The following is an 18,080-nucleotide window of genomic DNA, read 5'->3' on the forward strand; positions in this document are numbered from 1 at the left end:
ATTACGTGCGCTCACTTGTTCCACTGGTCTCCACCGCCCCCGGCAGCAACCCGAGATGCTGTAGGTCCGTTACATATTTCACGATGTTCTTCGGTCCGATGTGGGGAATGTCGTTATCGGCGCCGACTTTCGCCTCCTGCACCGCGGCGCGGAAGCGCACCGCGGGGGCGTACGAACCGCGCGTCGGTTCCGGCGCCTGCAGCTCGCCGGCCTGCTGCTGGAGCATCGTCAACATCTGCAGCACCGAGTTCTGCCGTTGGTTCTCCGGCAATCCGCGCAGGCCGGCCTCGAAGCGCCGCAACCACTCGCCGAAGTCCGGGATCCGTTCGATGGGGTAACCGGCCTCGACGAGCCAGTCGATGTAGGTGTCGATGCCGATACCGTCGTCGTGCGGGTTCATGACGTGGTACGTCTCGAACTCCGGCGAACCCCCGCCGGCCGCCGACCGGGCCACCCGCCAGCCCAGCGCGGTGATCGACTGAGCGACGAAATCGACTGGTAGTCCGTCGAAGTGAGCGCGTTGACGCGCGCCGTCGTCACCGAGTTGGTAGAAGGACTCCGGCGCGACACCGGTGGCGACGATGCTGAGCACCATGCGCGAGACAGTGTCGGCGACGTTCACCTGCCCCGGGTAGATCGAGTCGACCATGATCATTCCGGAGCGGAACACGGCCACCGGCAGCTTGCAGTGGTCGTAGGCCTCGCGCAGCAGGACCTCACCGGCCCATTTGCTGTTTCCGTAACCGTTGGCGTAGCTGGCCTCCACCGTGCGAGTGGAACTGATCAGGCGGATGTCGGCGTCCTCGATGAACCTCGACGGTTCGACCTGCCGCCCGACGTCCGATGTCGAGACGAAGTTGTAGGGCTTGAGCTTGGTGGTCAGCGCGAACCGGATGAGCTCGGCGGTGCCGACGACGTTGGGGCCGAACAACTCGCTGTACGGCAGGACACTGTTGACGAACGCCGCGGAATCGACGATCAGATCGACCCTTTCGGTGAGCTCCTGCCAGGTCTGTTCGTCCAACCCGAGATTGGGCTCGCCCTTGTCCCCGGCGATGACCTGCAAGCGGCCGGCCGCCAGTTCGTCGAAGTGCCGACGCAGGGTCGGATCGGTGTCGAAGGTCGCCTCCAGCCGCCGGCGCGCGTCCTCATCGGACTTGCCGCGCACCAGGCAGATGACCCTGTCATCGGAGCGGCGCAGCTTGCCGAGCCACTCCAAGAGCAGGTAGCGGCCGAGGAATCCGGTGGCGCCGGTGAGCAACACCGTCTGGACGTGCCCGGTCGGGCGGGGCAGCGTCGTCGCCGTGCGCAGGGTGGCGGCGTCGATGAACTTGTCCAGCTTCAGGTCGCCGGCCCGGACCTCGTCGACGCCCTCGCCGTGCACCGAGGCGAAACTCACCCCGCCGGGTCCGTCCGCGGAGCCCGAGCTCACCCCGCGCTCGAGATACCGGGTCAATCCGTGCACCGTCGGCGCCTCGAACAGCATCCGCACCGCCAGGTGCGCGTCGAGGGCGGAGTTGACGGCGGCGATCACCCGCATGGCGGAGATCGAGTCGCCGCCGAGGTCGAAGAAGGAGTCGTCGACGCCCACCCGTTCGATTCCGAGTACCTCGGCGAAGATCTTGGCAATCGTCTTCTCGGCGGCGGTTTCTGGGGCACGGTATTGCACCGCACTCTGGTACTCGGGCGCCGGCAGGGCCCGGCGGTCGAGCTTGCCGTTGACCGTCAGCGGCACGCTGTCGAGCGCCACGATCGCCACCGGGACCATGTAGGCCGGCAGCCGATCGGCCAGGACGGAGCGGGCGTGGGCGGGATCGGCTGTGCCGGTGATGTATCCGACCAGCCGCTTGTCGCCGGGGCGATCCTCACGGGCGAGGACCACCGCCTGTTCGACGCCGTCCACCTGGGCCAGGGCGGCCTGGATCTCGCCGAGTTCGATGCGGTAGCCGCGGATCTTGACCTGTTCGTCGGCGCGACCGAGGTACTGCAGTTGCCCGTCCTCGCCCCAGCGGACCAGGTCGCCGGTGCGATACATACGTGTTCCCGGCGCCCCGAACGGGCAGGGCAGGAACCGCGACGCGGTCAGGCCGGATCGGTGCGTATAGCCCACGGCGATCCCGCGGCCGGCGAGGTACAACTCCCCGACGACGCCGGCCGGAACGGGCCGCAACCACTCGTCCAGGACGAAGGTCGCACCGCCGGGCACCGGTGCGCCGATGGGGACGACGTCCGCGCCGGCTGTCAGCGGCGCGCTCATCGCGGCGTAGATCGTGGCCTCGGTCGGCCCGTAGGCATTGATCATCACCCGACCCGGAGTCCAGCGATCCGCCACCTCGGTGGGGCAGGCTTCCCCGGCCACCACCAAGGTGGTGTCGTCCAGGCCCTCCGGCGACAACATCCCTACCGCGGACGGGGTTTGGTACAGCACGCTGACGTTCTCGGCGACCAGCAGATCGTGCAGATCGGTCGGTGATCCGGCCACCGATTCCGGCACCACGACCAGGCGCGCGCCGTGCAGCAGCGCACCCCAGATCTCCCACACCGACACGTCGAAGACCAGCGAATGCCATTGGGACCACACCTGACCCGGACCTGCGGGCAGGTCGGCGTGCAGCGAGGTGAGGACCTGGGTCACGTTGCCGTGGGTGACGGCGACGCCCTTCGGCATGCCGGTGGTGCCGGAGGTGTAGATCGTGTAGGCGATATCGTCGGGCGCCGGCAGCACCAGCGCGGTGTGCGGATACATCGCGGCCGGCGGCAGGTCATCGATTTCGACGACCGCGACATCCGAACCGTCCAGCAGGGAGCGAAGTTCCGTGGTGGTGAGCGCCGCGATCGGGGCGGCGTCGGCCAACATGAACTCCAGCCGCGCCGGCGGGACGGCCGGATCGATGGGCAGATATGCCGCACCGGTCTTGAGCACCGCGAGGATCGCGACGATGGCATCGGCGGAGCGTGGCATCAGCAGCGCCACCGACTCGCCGGGCCCGGCGCCGTACACCGTCAGCAGGTTGGCCAACTCGGTGGCGGCCTCATCGAGTTCGCCGTAGCTCAGTTCGCTGTCCTCGAAAGCCAGTGCCACCGCGGAGGGGTCACGCTCCACCTGTCGGGCGAAGGCCTCCGGGATCGATATCGGTGCGGTCACGGGCTCGGTCAATACCGCGCGGTTGGCCCAGGCATCGAGCCGGCCGCGCTCGCCGTCGTCGAGCAGGTCCAGCGTCGAGAGACGGCGGGCAGGGTCCTCGACCATGGCGGCCAGCACGCGCTGGAACCGCTCGATGAGCGTTTCGATGGTGGCGGTGTCGAAGGCGCCGGTGTCGAATTCGACGCGCAGGCCCAGTTCGTGTCCCGGCAGGGCCATCACCGACAGCGGGTAGTGGTTGTACTCGCGGTTGGTGAAGTCGGTGACCGCCAGTTCCTGCACACCCGTGAACGCACTGGTATCAATCGGGTAGCTCTCGTAGAGGAACAACGTGTCGAACAGTTGGTCATGCCCGGAGACGTGGTGAATGTTGTTGAGCGCCAGGTGTTCGTGCTCGAGGGTGTCGTTGTGGCCCAGCTGCAGCTGACCGAGCAGATCCGCCACGGTGGTGTGGGCAGTGGTACGGGCCCGTACGGGCACGGTGTTGATCAGCAGTCCGACGATCGAATCCGCGCCGACCATCTCCGCCGGTCGGCCGGACACCGCGGTGCCGAAGGCGACGTCGCGCCGGCCGGTCATGGTCATCAGCAGCTGCGCCCACGCGGCCTGCAGCACGGTGTTGACGGTGGTGCGCTGCGAACGGGCGAGTTCGCCGAGGGCGCGGGTGGTTTCGGCGGACATCCGGTAGGACTCGACGCCCCGCGGTCCGGCGGCACCCGGTGCCGCCACCAGCGTCGGCGTCTCGAAGCCCTCGAGCGCCGCGCGCCAGGCCTCCTGCGCGGCGGCGCGATCCTGCGCCGCATGCCACGTGACGAAGTTCCGATACGGAGTCGGTGCCGGCAGCCGCTGTCCGAAGTAGCTGGCGAAGATCTCCTGCAGCAGGATCGGCAGCGACCATCCGTCGATGACGATGTGGTGGAAGGTCAGGACGAACCGGTACTGGTTGCCCGCGGTCCGGATCAGCGCCGCCCGGAAGGTCGGCCGTTCGGCGAGGTCGCACACCGCCGCCCGTTCGGCAGCGCACAGCTGCTGCACCTCGTCGTCGGGGGTCAGGTCGTCGCCGCGCAGATCCAGGTAGCGCCAGGCCATCATCGGTTCGGCCGGGATGATCTGGACGGGTTCGCCGAACTGGTCGCTGAAGCGGGCCGCGAGGTTCGGGTGCCGGTTGACGACGGTGCGCAGCGCGTCGCGCAACCGATGCTGGTCCAGCACGCCCGTCACCGTGATGTCCAATTGCACGGCGTACACGTCGTTCTCGGTGCCGCGTGCGAACGTCGAATGGAACAGCAGGCCCTGCTGGACCGGCGTCAGGGGCAGGATGTCGGCGACCCGGAATTGCTCGGCCAACTCGTCGATCTGAGCCTGCGTCACCCGGGCCGGCAGCAGGTCGGAGGGCGTGAATCCGCCGCCGCCGCTGCGCACGTGGGCGCAGATGCCGGTCAGCGCCTCGAACCAGAGCCGGCTCAGCGTGGCGACCTGGTCCTCGTCCAACACCGATCGGGCGTACGTCCAGCCGGCCTGCAGGACCGGGCCGCTGTCGGTGTCGAGGGTGCCGGCGTTGAGGTCCACGGTGTGCATCAGCGGCATGGGCACCGCCGAGGCCGCGCCGGTTTCCGTCAATGCGTCCTGGTCGAGGCGCCAGAGTTCCTCGGAGAGGTCGGTGGCCCCGGCGCCCAGACGGCCGAGGTAGTTGAAGCCGACGCTCGGGTCGGTGCCGGCCAGGTTGACATCCGGATTCAGGTAGCGCAGCAGTCCGTAGGTCAGGCCGTCGGGCAGCGCGCGCAGTTGCTCCTTGGCCTCCTTGATCGTCGTCCCCAACGAGGTGGCGCCGCTGGCCACCTGGTCCCAGCTCAGCCGTCCGGTCGCCAGGGCGACCGGGTACTTGGTGGTGAACCAGCCGACGGTCCGGGACAGATCGATGTTGCTGCCGACCAGGTCCTCGGCGCGGCCGTGGCCCTCGACGTCGACGCCGATCGGTCCGGTGGTGCCGAGGAATTCGGTCCAGGCCAGGCCGAACGCGATGAGCAGGATGTCCTGGACGCCGGCGTGGAACGCCGTCGGGACCGGACCCAGCAGCTGGCGGGTGGTCGCGGCGTCCAGCGCGACGGTCAACTGTCCGGCGGTGGCGTAGGTGTCCACTCCCGGCTCCGGCGACGGCAGCACCGCCGGCGCGGCCGCGACCTCGCGCCAGGCGTCGGCGGTCGCCACGACGGCGGGATCGGTGGCGTAGTCCGCGAGCAGCGCGCTCCAGCGCGCGAACGACGTGCCCCCGGCCGGCAGCGATACGGGCTGCCCGCCGTGATGCTGGGCCCAGGCAATATTCAAGTCTTCCAACAGGATCCGCCACGACACCCCGTCGACGGCGAGGTGATGGATCATCAGCGCCAACTGACGGGTCTGCGGCACCCACAGGGCACTGACCATCGCACCGGCCGCCGGATCGAGTCGCGACCGCGCAGCCGCGACCGCCTCGTCCGAGAGCGCCTCCACGGTCACCACACAGTTCGGGGACTGCACCGCGCCCACCTCGGGCACCTGCAGGGACCATTCACCGTCGGTGCTCTCCTCGACCCGGAGCCGCAATGTGGCGTGCCGATCCAACAGCGCCTGCACCACGACGTGCACATCGGCCTCGGTGACACCCTCGGGTGCCTGCAGCACCAGCGTCTGGTTGAACTGATCAACCGGACCGTCAACACCGCTCAGCCACTGGATGATCGGGGTGGCCACCACCGGTCCGGTGCCGTCGTCGGCCTCGGCTCCGGTTCCGTCGCAGAACACCGCGACCTGGGCCAGCCTGGCCACGGTCTGCTCGACGAACAGATCCCGCGGCCGGCACTGCACACCGGCGGCCCGCGCCCGCGCGACCACCTGCATCGACAGGATGCTGTCGCCACCGAGATCGAAGAACGAATCGTCCACCCCGACCCGCTCCACGCCCAGCACCTGGGCGTAGATGCTGGCCAGGATCTCTTCGACCGCATTGGTGGGGGCGCGGTATTCGCCTGCGCCGGCGTGGTATTCAGGCGCGGGAAGCGCGCGCCGGTCGAGTTTGCCGTTGACCGTCAAAGGTATGGCGCCCAGCACCACGACGGCGGCGGGAACCATGTAGGCCGGGAGACGTTCGGCCAGCGCGGTGCGGGCCGCGGCCGGATCCGCGGTGCCGGTGATGTAGCCGACCAGCCGTTTGTCACCCGGGCGGTCCTCGCGGGCGATCACCACCGCCTGATCAACCCCGTCCAGGCGGGCCAACGCCGTTTGCACCTCACCCAACTCGATGCGGTAACCACGGATCTTGACCTGCTCATCGGCGCGACCCAGGTACTCCAACTGGCCGTCGTCGCCCCACCGCACCAGATCACCGGTCCGATACATGCGCGCCCCCGGCCCACCGAACGGGCACGCCACGAAGCGCGAGGCCGTCAGACCGGACCGCCGCGCGTACCCCGAGGCCACACCGCCGCCGGCGATGTACAACTCACCGACCACCCCTTCGGGGGCGGGCCGCAGCCACTTGTCGAGCACGAACAGTGCCGCACCGGGCACCGGGCCACCGATCGGAGCCACCGGGCTGCCCGATTCCAACGGCGCACTCATCGCCGCGTAGATCGTCCCCTCGGTGGGGCCGTAGGCGTTGATCATCACCCGGCCACCGGTGGCCCACCGGTCCACCAACTCCGTCGGGCAGGCCTCCCCGGCCACCACCAACGTCGCCGACTCCAACCCCTCCGGCGACAACATGCCCGCCGCCGACGGCGTCAAACACAGCACGCTGACCTTCTCGGTGATCAGCAGATTCCGCAGGTCATCCGGCGAACCGGCCACCGTCTCGGGGACCACCACCAGCCGCCCGCCATGCAGCAGCGCACCCCAGATCTCCCACACCGACACGTCGAACACCAACGAATGCCACTGCGACCACACCTGCCCCGGGGCGGCAGGCAGATCCGCGTGGAAACCCTCCACCAACTGGGTCACGTTGTGATGCGTCACCACAACGGCTTTGGGCACGCCCGTCGTCCCCGACGTATATGTCAGGTACGCCAGATCATCGGGCCTCGGCAGGGGCAACGCCGCAGTCGGTTGCCGCTGCACCTCCGGGTCCTCGATGTCGATGACCGCGATGTCGGCCGCCGCCAGCCGGGGAGCCAGGTCCGCGGTGGTCAGCGCCGCCACCGGCGTCGCGTCACCCAGCATGAACTCGATCCGGGAGTCCGGATGGGCCGGATCGATCGGGAGGTAGGCCGCGCCCGTCTTGAGCACCGCCAGAATCGACAGGATGGCTTCCGCCGAACGCGGAATCAACATGGCCACGGTCGCACCCGCGCGCGCACCACGGTCCGCCAGCAGATGCGCCAACCGGTTGGCGGACTCGTCCAGCTCCCGATACGTCCACTGGCGGTCCCCACACACCAGCGCCACCGCTTCGGGCGCCCGCTCCACCTGTGCGTCGAACAGTTCGGTGATAGAAGCGGCATCCGACATCGGTTCGGTCAGAACCGCCCGGTTACCCCACTCATCGAGCAGGTCGTGTTCATCATCGTCGAGCGCATCGAACGACAACAACGTCCGGGTGGAATCCACACTCATGATTGCTCCCTTGTGTCTGTCGTCATCTCTTCGAGTACCCAACGCAACGTGATCAACATCGGCCGGACCAGGATCTGGGTTACATCGCCGGCCGGAATCGGTTGTCGCCCAATGGACGAGAGCCACACCGTTGTGGCATTGCAGGATCGGCCGCCGCACCTACACCGCTGAGACGCTGCACAACGTCGAGCAGCGCGCACCGCAACGCCGCGGCGCGTGGCCGTACGACGTCGGTGTCGTCAGTGGTTTGGCGAGCCCCGGGTCATCCGCCGCTTCCGGCGCATGCGGGTGGCCGATCGGCTGGGGCGCGGATCGGCGGGCGGGTTTGCCAGCTCAGGACGCTGCCGCGGGAGCCAACCCTGCGGCCGTCTGCGGTGCGGCCCCGGTGACATCGGACTCCGAGGAGTGCAGCAAACCGCGAGCCGGGCCGACTGTCGGGAGCAGACCCGGCGACGGCATCGTGCGCGGCGTCCGACCCGGGGACGTAGCCCTTCCGATGGTCGAACAGTCCGCTTACGCTGCCACTCTCGTGGTCTAACCAGTTGGTGTTCACGCCCCTCCAAGATGTCACCGGACATCCCCGGCCCATGCCAAACATACTGGAGGTAGAACGTTGCTGCTTGCCATTCTTGCGAACTTCCGCAAACGGGCAAATGTGGCTAATAAACCTTGTGTGGCTTTCTAATTAACCATTGCGTGAGCCCTGCCGCAGTTTATCCAGCTCATCTCGGAGATTGCTGGCGGGCCGGAAGTGGCGGGTTCTTATAACAATCTCGTAAGTGCAGTTACAGCAACGATCAAACAAAATCGGTCGATCATCGCCAAATCCGCGAGATCCACCGCAGGAGTGGGTAAACGGGCCAACGTCGCGAGCCGCGCACTACAGTCCGGTTAAACACCACGGGCGGACTGCGCCCCACTGGCGCCACAGGACACGGACGCGGACGTAGAGAGTGAAAGGTAGTCGGGCTCAGTGAAGTTTGCGATGGCATGTTACGGGAGTCGCGGCGACGTCGAACCCTCCCTGGCTGTGGGCTCCGAATTGGCGCGGAGGGGGCACGACGTGCGAATCGCGCTGCCGCCCGACCTCATTGGATTCGCCCGGACGACCGGGCTCCCGACGGTGCCGTACGGCCCGCCCGTCGAGGTCATGTTGAACGAGGACTTCGCCAAGAACTTCTGGGCGGGCTTCCTTCGTAACCCGCTCGGATCACTGCGGGACATGTGGGCGCCGATCGCCGAACACTGGCAGGATGCGAGCGCCACCCTGACCGAACTCGCCGTCGAGGCCGACCTGTTGTCCACCGGTCTGAACTTCGAACAAGCTGCGGCCAACGTTGCCGAGTACTACAACATCCCCCTGATCGCGCTGCATCACTTCCCGATGCGCCCCAACGGCAGGCTGGTGCCCGCTCTGCCGCCGGCGTTGGTCCGCACGGCCGGGGTGATTTCGGAGTGGCTGTTCTGGCGCTCCACGCGCAACGTGGAGGACGCGCAGCGTCGCCTGTTGGAGCTGCCGAGGGCCACCCGGCGTTCCTCTCGACGAATCGCCGAGCACGGCTGGCTGGAGGTGCAGGCCTATGACGAGTCCTGCGTGCCTGGGCTGGCCGACGAATGGGCCGACCTGGGCCGGCGCCGTCCGTTCGTCGGCGCGCTGACGATGGAGTTGGGGACCAGAACCGACGCGGCCGTTGCGTCGTGGCTGGCCGCGGGTGAACCGCCGATTTGCTTTGCGACAGGTAGCATTCCCGTCGAATCCCCGGCGGATACCGTCGCGATGATCGCCACCGCCTGCGCGCAGCTGGGCGAACGGGCGCTGGTGTGCTTCGGCGGGACCGACTTCTCGGAAGTTCCCGAATACGACCACGTCAAGGTGGTCGGGACCGCCAACTACGCCGAGGTGTTCCCGGCCTGCCGAGCCGTCGTCCACCATGGCGGTTCGGGTACCACCGCCGCGAGTCTCCGCGCGGGAGTGCCGACGTTGGTGCTCTGGAGTACCGCCGATCAGCCCTATTGGGGCAATCAGGTCAAACGACTCGAGGTGGGCACAGCTCGCCGTTTCTCGGCCACCACCGCGAAAACGCTGGTGACCGACCTACGTCGAATCCGCACGCCCGAATATGCCGTTCGGGCGCGGGAATTCGCCACCCGGGTCACCCGATCGGCCGACGCCGTCGCGCAAGCCGCGGACCTCTTCGAATCCGCGGCCGTCGCGCAGCGTGCGGCCAACTGAACTCAGTACTTGTTGCAGCTGGCGAACATCTGCTGGATCACCGGGAAAGCCTGATCCGCTCCGGGGTTGCCCTTCACCTGTTGGATCAGCCGTTCCCGCTCCGCCGGCGAGGACCCCGTGAACGTGCGGAGGAACTGCATGTTCGGTGGGGATTGTTCCAAGTACTCGGCCGCGACCGGGTTCTCCGTCCGCAGCGCGGTCAGGGCCTGATCGTAGGTGCACGTGGTGTTGATCATCGGTCCGAAGTCCGGGTCGGCGGCAGCAACCCCCGCTCCAGCGGTCAAGGACAACGCCACAGCGCTGCCCGCGATTGCCAGTTTGGTCAATGGCCTGTTAATCATCTGGTGGTCCTTCCCTTCGGGAGCCGACTCCAAACATCGGCTCCATCGTCGTGAGTCAACTCAAGGTGAATCGACTCGAGCCTCCTCGCCTCCGAGCAGGCCGAGCAGTTCGAGGTCGGTGGCGTACTGGACGATGGTCTGCGAGGAGATGTGTGGAATATCGTTGTCCAGGCCTATTCTCGCGGCCTGGACAGCCGCCCGGAACCGGTCGGTGGGCCCGTAAGACCCGCTTGTCGGCTCCGGTGCCTGCAGGTTACCTGCGTTACGCGACAACACAAGGAGCAGCAGCTGCAACACCGAATTCTGGCGTTGCCGTTCGGGTAAGGCCTGCAGCCGGATCTCGAACTGCCGCAACCACTCTCCGAAGTCCCGAATCCGCTCGATGGGGTATCCGGCGTCGATCAGCCAATCGACGTACTCATCGATGCCGATACCGTCGTCGTGGGAGTTCATCACGTGGTAGGTCTCGTAGCCGTCACGCACCCAGCCGCCCAGGGTGGCGATGGCCTCCGCCACGAATCCGACCGGAAGCCCGTCGAAGTGAGATCGTCGCCGCTTGCCGTCCTCGTCGAACTGGAAGAAGGACTCCGGCGCGACACCGGTGGCGACGATGCTGAGCACCATCCGGGTGACGTTGTCGGCGACGTTGAGCTGTCCCGCGTAGGTCGAGTCGACCATGATCATTCCGGAGCGGAACACCCGTACCGGCAGCCCGCACAGATCGTGGGCCTCGCGGAGCAAGACCTCGGCGGCCCATTTGCTGTTGCCGTAACCGTTGGCGTAGCCGGTGTTCACGGCGCGCACCGGGCTGATGCTCCGGATATCGGCGTCCTCGGTGAACAGCGCCGGCTCGATCTGCTGGCTGACGTCGGCGGTCGACACGTAGGAGTAGGCCTTGAGCTTGGCGGTCAGGGCCAGTCGGATCAGTTCGGCGGTGCCGACGACGTTGGGACCGAACAACTCGCTGTACGGCAGCACACCGTTGACGGTGGCTGCTGAATCGACGATCAGATCGACGTTCTCGGCCAGCTGACGCCAGGTCTGTTGGTCCAACCCGAGGTCAGGCCGGCCCTTGTCGCCCGCGATGACCTGCAAGCGTTCGGCCGCCAATTCCCGGAAATGGCGGCGCAGCAACGGGTCTGTGTCGAACTTCGCCTCGAGTCGTCGGCGCGCGTCCTCATCGGACGTGCCCCGCACCAGGCAGATGACCTTGTCGTCGGAGCGGCGCAGCTTCCGCAGCCACTCCAGGAGCAGGTAGCGGCCCAGGAATCCCGTTGCCCCGGTGAGCAACACCGTCTGGACATGGCCGGTCGGTGCCGGCAGGGTCGGCGCGGTCCACAACGTGGTGTCGTCGATGAATTTGTCGAGTTTGAGATCGCTGGCCCGGACCTCGGTGGCGCCGACGCCGTGGACGCCCGCGAAGCTGGGCCCCTGGGTCTCCGATCCGGCGAGCGCGGCATCTTCGATGCGGTCGAGTTGCCGGCTCAATCCACTGACCGTCGGCGCCTCGAACAGGGCATGCACGCCGAGGTTCACATCGAGGCCGGAGTTGATGGCGGCGATCACCCGCATGGCGGACACGGAGTCGCCGCCGAGGTCGAAGAAGGAGTCGTCGATCCCGACGCGTTCGATGCCCAGGACCTGGGCGTAGATGCCGGCCAGGACCTCCTCGGTCGCGCTCTGCGGAGCCCGGTACTCCCGATCACTGCCGGCATATTCCGGTGCCGGCAACGCCCGCACGTCCAGCTTGTTGTTCGCCGTCAGCGGCAACGACGCGAGCACCACCACCGCCGCCGGAACCATGTACGGCGGCAACCGATCCGCCAACACCGACCGGACCGCCACCGGGTCCGCCTCACCAGTGATATAAGCCACCAGACGCTTATCCCCGGGACGGTCCTCCCGCGCGATCACCGCCGCCGCGTCAACACCGTCGACCGCGGCCAACGCCGCGTGGATCTCGCCGAGTTCGATGCGGTAGCCGCGGATCTTGACCTGTTCGTCGGCGCGCCCGAGGTACTGCAGCTGCCCGTCCTCGCCCCACCGGACCAGATCGCCCGTCCGATACATGCGTGTTCCCGGCGTCCCGAACGGGCACGCCACGAACCGCGACGCCGTCAGGTCCGAACGACCCACATACCCGACCGCCACACCCTCACCGGCGACATACAACTCGCCCACCACACCGGCGGGCACCGGCGTCATCCACGAATCCAACACGAACAACGCCGCGCCGGGCACCGGAGCACCGATCGGCACCTCCGAATCGCCCGCCGACAACGGCGCGCTGATCGCCACGCACATCGTCGTCTCGGTCGGGCCATAGGCGTTGATCATCAACCGCCCGGGCGCCCACCGATCCACGACCGACGACGGACACGCCTCCCCCACCACCGCCAACGCCACCGACTCCAGACCGTCGGACGGCAACATCGCCACCGCCGACGGCGTTTGCGTCAACACACTGACCTTCTGAGAAACCAACACGTCGTGGAAGTCCTGCGGCGAACCCGCCACCTCCTCGGGCACCACCACCACACGCCCGCCGCGCAGCAGCGCACCCCAGATCTCCCACACCGACACGTCGAACGCCAGCGAATGACACAGCGGCCACACCCCCGGATACGGCAACCCCGCATCCAACGACACCATCAACTGCGTCACATTCCGATGCGTCACCGCCACACCCTTAGGCGCGCCGGTGCTGCCCGAGGTGTAGATGAGGTAGGCGATGTCGTCGGGCGCCGGCAGCACCAACGCGGTGTGCGGATACATCTCCGCCGGTGGTGGATCGTCGATCTCGATGATCGCGACATCCGAATCCTCGAGGCGCGCCCGAAGTTCGGTCGTGGTGAGGGCAGCGATCGGGGCGGCGTCGGCGAGCATGAACTCCAGCCGGGCGGCCGGTACGGCCGGATCGATGGGCAGATAGGCCGCACCGGTCTTGAGCACCGCGAGGATCGCGACGATGGCCTCGGCGGAGCGCGGCATCAGCAGCGCCACCGACTGTCCGGGCCCCGCGCCGTACACGGCCAGCAGGTTGGCCAACTCGGTGGCGGCGTCCTCGAGTTCCCCGTAGGTCAGTTCGCTGTCCTCGAAAGCCAGTGCCACCCCGGCGGGGTCGCGCTCCACCTGCGCCGCAAAGACTTCCGGGATCGACACCGACGCGGCCCCAGGCGCACTCAAGACCTCGCGATTACTCCACTGGCGAAGTCGGGTGCTTTCCGCGTCATCGAGCACGGCCAACGACGACAGCCGGCGGGCGGGATCCTCGGTCATCGCGGTGAGCACGCGCTGGAACCGCTCGAAGAGGACATCGATGGTGGCGGTGTCGAAGGCCTCGGTGTCGAACTCGACGCGCAGGCCCAGTTCGTGGCCGGGCAGGGCCATCACCGACAGCGGGTAGTGGTTGTACTCGCGGTTGGTGAAGTCGGTGATCGCCAGTTCTCGGACCCCGGTGAACGCGCTGGCATCCACCGGGTAGCTGTCGTAGGCGAAGACCGTGTCGAACAGGCGCTCCTGCCCGGTGATCCGATGTATTTCGGTCAGGGCCAGGTGTTCGTGTTCGAGGGTGTCGTTGTGCGCGAGTTGCAGCTGGCTGAGCAGGTCGGCCACCGTGGTGTCCGGGTTGGCATGCGCCCGCACGGGCACGGTGTTGATCAGTAGTCCGACGATCGAATCGGCCCCGGCGAGTTCCGCGGGCCGCCCGGACACCGCGGCACCGAAGGCGACGTCGCGCTGGCCGGTCATGCTCATCAGCAGCTGCGCCCACGCGGCCTGCAGCACGGTGTTCGCAGTGGTGCGCTGTGAGCGGGCCAGTTCCCCGATGGCGCGGGTGATCTCGGCGGACATCCGGTAGGACTCGACTCCGCGTGATCCCGCCTGGGCCGCCGGCGCCACCAGCGTTGGGGTGTCGAAGCCCTGCAGTACCGCCTGCCACGCGTGCCTGGCGGCGTCTTGATCCTGCTCGGCCAGCCAGGACACGAAGTTGCGGTACGGCGTCACCGGGGGCAGCCGTTGCCCGAAGTAGCCGGCGAAGATCTCCTGCAGCAGGATCGGCAGCGACCATCCGTCGATCACGATGTGATGGAAGGTCAGCACGAAGCGGTGCTGATTGCCCGCGGTCCGGATCAACGCGGCGCGGAAGGTGGGGCGCTCGCCGAGGTCGCAGACCGCGGCGCGTTCGGCGGCGCACAACTGCTGCACCTCGTCGTCGGGATTGCGGTCGTCGCCCCGAAGATCGAGGTAGCGCCACGCCATCATCGGCTCGGCCGGGATCACCTGGACGGGTTCGCCGAACTGCACGCAGAATCGCGCCGCCAGGTTCGGGTGCCGGTTGACGACGGCGTGCAGGGCGTCCCGAAGCCGGTGCTGATCGACGATGCCGGTGATGGTGATGTCGGGCTGCACCACGTACAGGTCCAGTCCGGTGGCTTGCGGCAGGGTCGAGTGGAAGAGCAATCCGTGCTGCAGCGGCGTCAACGGCAGAACGTCGGCGAGCACGTACTGCTCCTGGAGGACCTCGATCTGGTCCTGGGTCAGTCGAGTCGGTGCCAGATCGGAGGGCGTGAATCCGCCGCCGCCGTTGCGCACGTGGGCGCAGATGCCGGCCAGCGCCTCGAACCACAGCCGGCTCAGTGTGACGATCTGCTCTTCTTCGACCGCGGACTGCGCCCAGGTCCAGGCCGCCTGCAGTACCGGTCCGTCGTCGGTGTCGAGGGTCCCGGCGTTGAGGTCCACGGTGTGCATCAGCGGCATGGGCACCGCCGAAGCCGCACCGGTCTTGGCCAACGCGTCCTGATCGAGGCGCCACAGCTCCTCGGCCAGGTCGGTGGCCCCGGCGCCCAGACGGCCGAGATAGTTGAAACCGATGTCCGGATTCGACTCGCCCAGTTCGACATCCGGGTTCAGATAGCGCAGCAGTCCGTAGGTCAGGCCGTCGGGCAGCGCACGAAGCTGCTCCTTGACTTCCTTGATCGCGCGGCCCAGGGTGGCGTCTCCCGAGCGGATCTGATCCCAGCCGAGCCTGCCCGTCGTCAACGCGACCGGATACTTGCTGGTGAACCAGCCCACGGTGCGCGACAGATCGATGTTGCCGCCGAGCAGATCCTCGGAACGGCCATGACCCTCGACGTCGATACCGACAGGTGTTGCGGTGCCCAGCAATTCGGACCAGGCCAGGCCGAAGGCGATGAGCAGGATGTCCTGGACGCCGGCGTGGAACGCCGTCGGGACCGGACCCAGCAACTGGCGGGTGGTCGCGGCGTCCAGCGCGACGGTCAACTGCCCCGCCGTGGCGTAAGTGTCCACCCCCGGCTCCGGGGACGGCAACGCCGCCGGTGCGGCCGTCACCTCACGCCAGGTATCGGCGCTCGCCACGACGGCGGGATCGGTGGCGTAGTCGGCCAGCAATGCGCTCCACCGCGCGAACGAGGTACCCCCGTCCGGCAACGCCACTGGTTGCCCGCCCCGATGCTGGGCCCAGGCGATGTTCACGTCTTCCAACAGGATCCGCCACGACACCCCGTCGACGGCCAGGTGGTGGATCATCAGCGCCAGCTGACGGGTCTCGGGCACCCACAGCGCGCTGACCATCGCACCGGCCGCCGGATCCAGCCGCGACCGCGCCGCGGCCACCGCCTCATCCGACAGCGCCGCCACGGTGACCACACAATCCGGGGCGGACACCGTGCCCGGCTCAGGGATCGACAACTCCCAGTCGCCGGCGGAGTCGTCGACATGCAACCGGAGGGTGGCGTGGCGATCCAGCAGCGCCTGCACCACGACATGCACATCGGTCTCGGTGACCCCCTCGGGCGCCTGCAGCACCAGGGTCTGGTTGAACTGGTCGACCGGTCCGTCAACACTGTTCAACCACTTGATGATCGGAGTGGCCACCACCGGACCGGTCCCCTCATCGACCTCACCGTCGGCGCCGTCGGCCACAACCGCCACCTGGGCCAGCCGGGCCACGGTCTGCTCGACGAACAGATCCCGCGGCCGGCATTGCACACCGGCGGCCCGGGCCCGCGCCACCACCTGCATCGACAAGATACTGTCGCCACCAAGATCGAAGAACGAATCGTCGATCCCAACCCGCTCGACACCGAGCACCTGGGCGTAGATCCCGGCCAACAGCTCCTCGATGGGCGTAGTCGGCGCCCGGTAGTCCCCAGATTGCTTGCGATATTCCGGCTTTGGCAGGGCGCGCCGATCCAGCTTGCCGTTGACCGTCAGCGGGAACGTATCCAGGGCCACCACCGCGGCGGGCACCATGTAGGCCGGAAGGCGTTCGGCCAGTGCGGTGCGGGCCGCGGCCGGATCCGCGGTGCCGGTGACGTAGCCGACCAGTCGTTTGTCGCCCGGGCGGTCCTCGCGGGCGATCACCACCGCCTGATCGACCCCATCGAGGCGGGCCAACGCGGTTTGTACCTCACCCAACTCGATGCGGTAACCACGGATCTTGACCTGCTCATCGGCGCGGCCCAGGTACTCGAGCTGACCGTCGTCGCCCCAGCGCACCAGGTCACCGGTGCGATACATGCGCGCCCCCGGCCCCCCGAACGGGCACGCCAGAAACCGCGACGCGGTCAGGCCGGACCGGCGCGCGTAACCGAGCGCGACGCCGTGGCCGGCCACATAGAGTTCACCGACCACGCCCTCGGGGGCCGGGCGCAACCACTGATCGAGGACGAACGCCGCCGCACCCGGCACGGGGCCGCCGATGGGGGCGACATTCTCACCGGCGGTGAGGGGTTCGCTCATGGCGGCGTAGATCGCCGTCTCGGTGGGGCCGTAGGCGTTGATCATCACCCGGCCACCGGTGGCCCACCGGTCCACCAACTCCGTCGGGCAGGCCTCCCCGGCCACCACCAACGTCGCCGACTCCAAACCCTCCGGCGACAACATGCCCGCCGCCGACGGCGTCAGACACAACACGCTGACCTTCTCGGTGATCAGCAGATTACGCAGCTCCTCCGGCGAACCGGCCACCGTCTCCGGCACCACCACCAGCCGCCCGCCGTGCAGCAGCGCACCCCAGATCTCCCACACCGACACGTCGAACACCAACGAATGCCACTGCGACCACACCTGCCCGGGTCCCTCCGGCAGGTCCGCGTGGAAGCCCTCCACCAGCTGGATCACGTTGTGATGGGTCACCGCAACGGCTTTGGGCACGCCGGTGGTCCCCGAGGTGTACGTCAGATACGCCAGGTCATCGGGCCGCGGCAGCGGCAAGGAACTGCGGGGCCGGTCCTGCGCGACGGACTCATCGACCTCGACCACGGGCACGTCGGTCCCGTCCAGGCGGGCACGTAGGTCCGTCGTCGTCAAGATCGCCGTCGCTTCGGCGTCGCGCAACATGAACTCGATCCGGGAATCCGGATGGGCGGGGTCGATCGGCAGGTAGGCCGCCCCGGTCTTGAGCACCGCCAGGATCGACAGGATGGCCTCCGCCGATCGCGGAATCAACATGGCCACCGTCGCACCCGCGCGGGCACCGTGGTCCACCAGCAGGTGCGCCAGACGATTGGCCGACTCGTCCAGCTCCCGATACGTCCACGACCGGTCGCCCCACACCAGCGCCACGGTTTCCGGTGCGCGGTTCACGTGCGAGCCGAACAGTTCGGGTATCGACTTCGGCGTCGGTCCCGGCTCGGTCAGAACCGCCCGGTTACCCCACTCATCGATCAGGTCATGCTCATCGTCGTCGATCGTGGAGAACGACAACAACTTCCGAGTGGTGTCAACGCCCATGGCTACCCCCTTGTGA

General features: G+C 67.8%; 4 protein-coding genes. 1 reads left to right on the forward strand and 3 read right to left on the reverse strand.

From position 1 onward, the window contains the following. Position 1: 1 nt before the first annotated feature. On the reverse strand, positions 2-7,732 hold the full coding sequence (locus EL338_RS24475) for a non-ribosomal peptide synthetase (RefSeq protein WP_163791918.1): 7,731 nt from the start codon (positions 7,730-7,732) through the stop codon (positions 2-4). 973 nt (positions 7,733-8,705) lie between these two features. Here EL338_RS24475 and EL338_RS24480 point away from each other — a divergent pair. Further along, entirely contained in the window at positions 8,706-9,965 is a 1,260-nt protein-coding gene (locus EL338_RS24480) for a glycosyltransferase (protein ID WP_126336110.1), read from the forward strand. A 2-nt stretch (positions 9,966-9,967) separates the two neighbouring features. Here the strand turns inward: EL338_RS24480 and EL338_RS24485 are convergent, their stop codons facing one another. Together EL338_RS24485 and EL338_RS24490 are read right to left on the reverse strand one after the other, a co-directional pair. After that, positions 9,968-10,306: a hemophore-related protein gene (locus tag EL338_RS24485; protein ID WP_126336111.1), complete on the reverse strand. Its 339-nt coding sequence runs from the start codon at positions 10,304-10,306 to the stop codon at positions 9,968-9,970. A 60-nt stretch (positions 10,307-10,366) separates the two neighbouring features. Continuing rightward, positions 10,367-18,064, reverse strand: coding sequence for a non-ribosomal peptide synthetase (locus EL338_RS24490; protein WP_126336112.1), 7,698 nt, complete (start codon positions 18,062-18,064; stop codon positions 10,367-10,369). Positions 18,065-18,080: the final 16 nt, after the last annotated feature.

It is taken from the genome of Mycolicibacterium chitae, assembly GCF_900637205.1.
GTDB classification, from domain to species: domain Bacteria; phylum Actinomycetota; class Actinomycetes; order Mycobacteriales; family Mycobacteriaceae; genus Mycobacterium; species Mycobacterium chitae.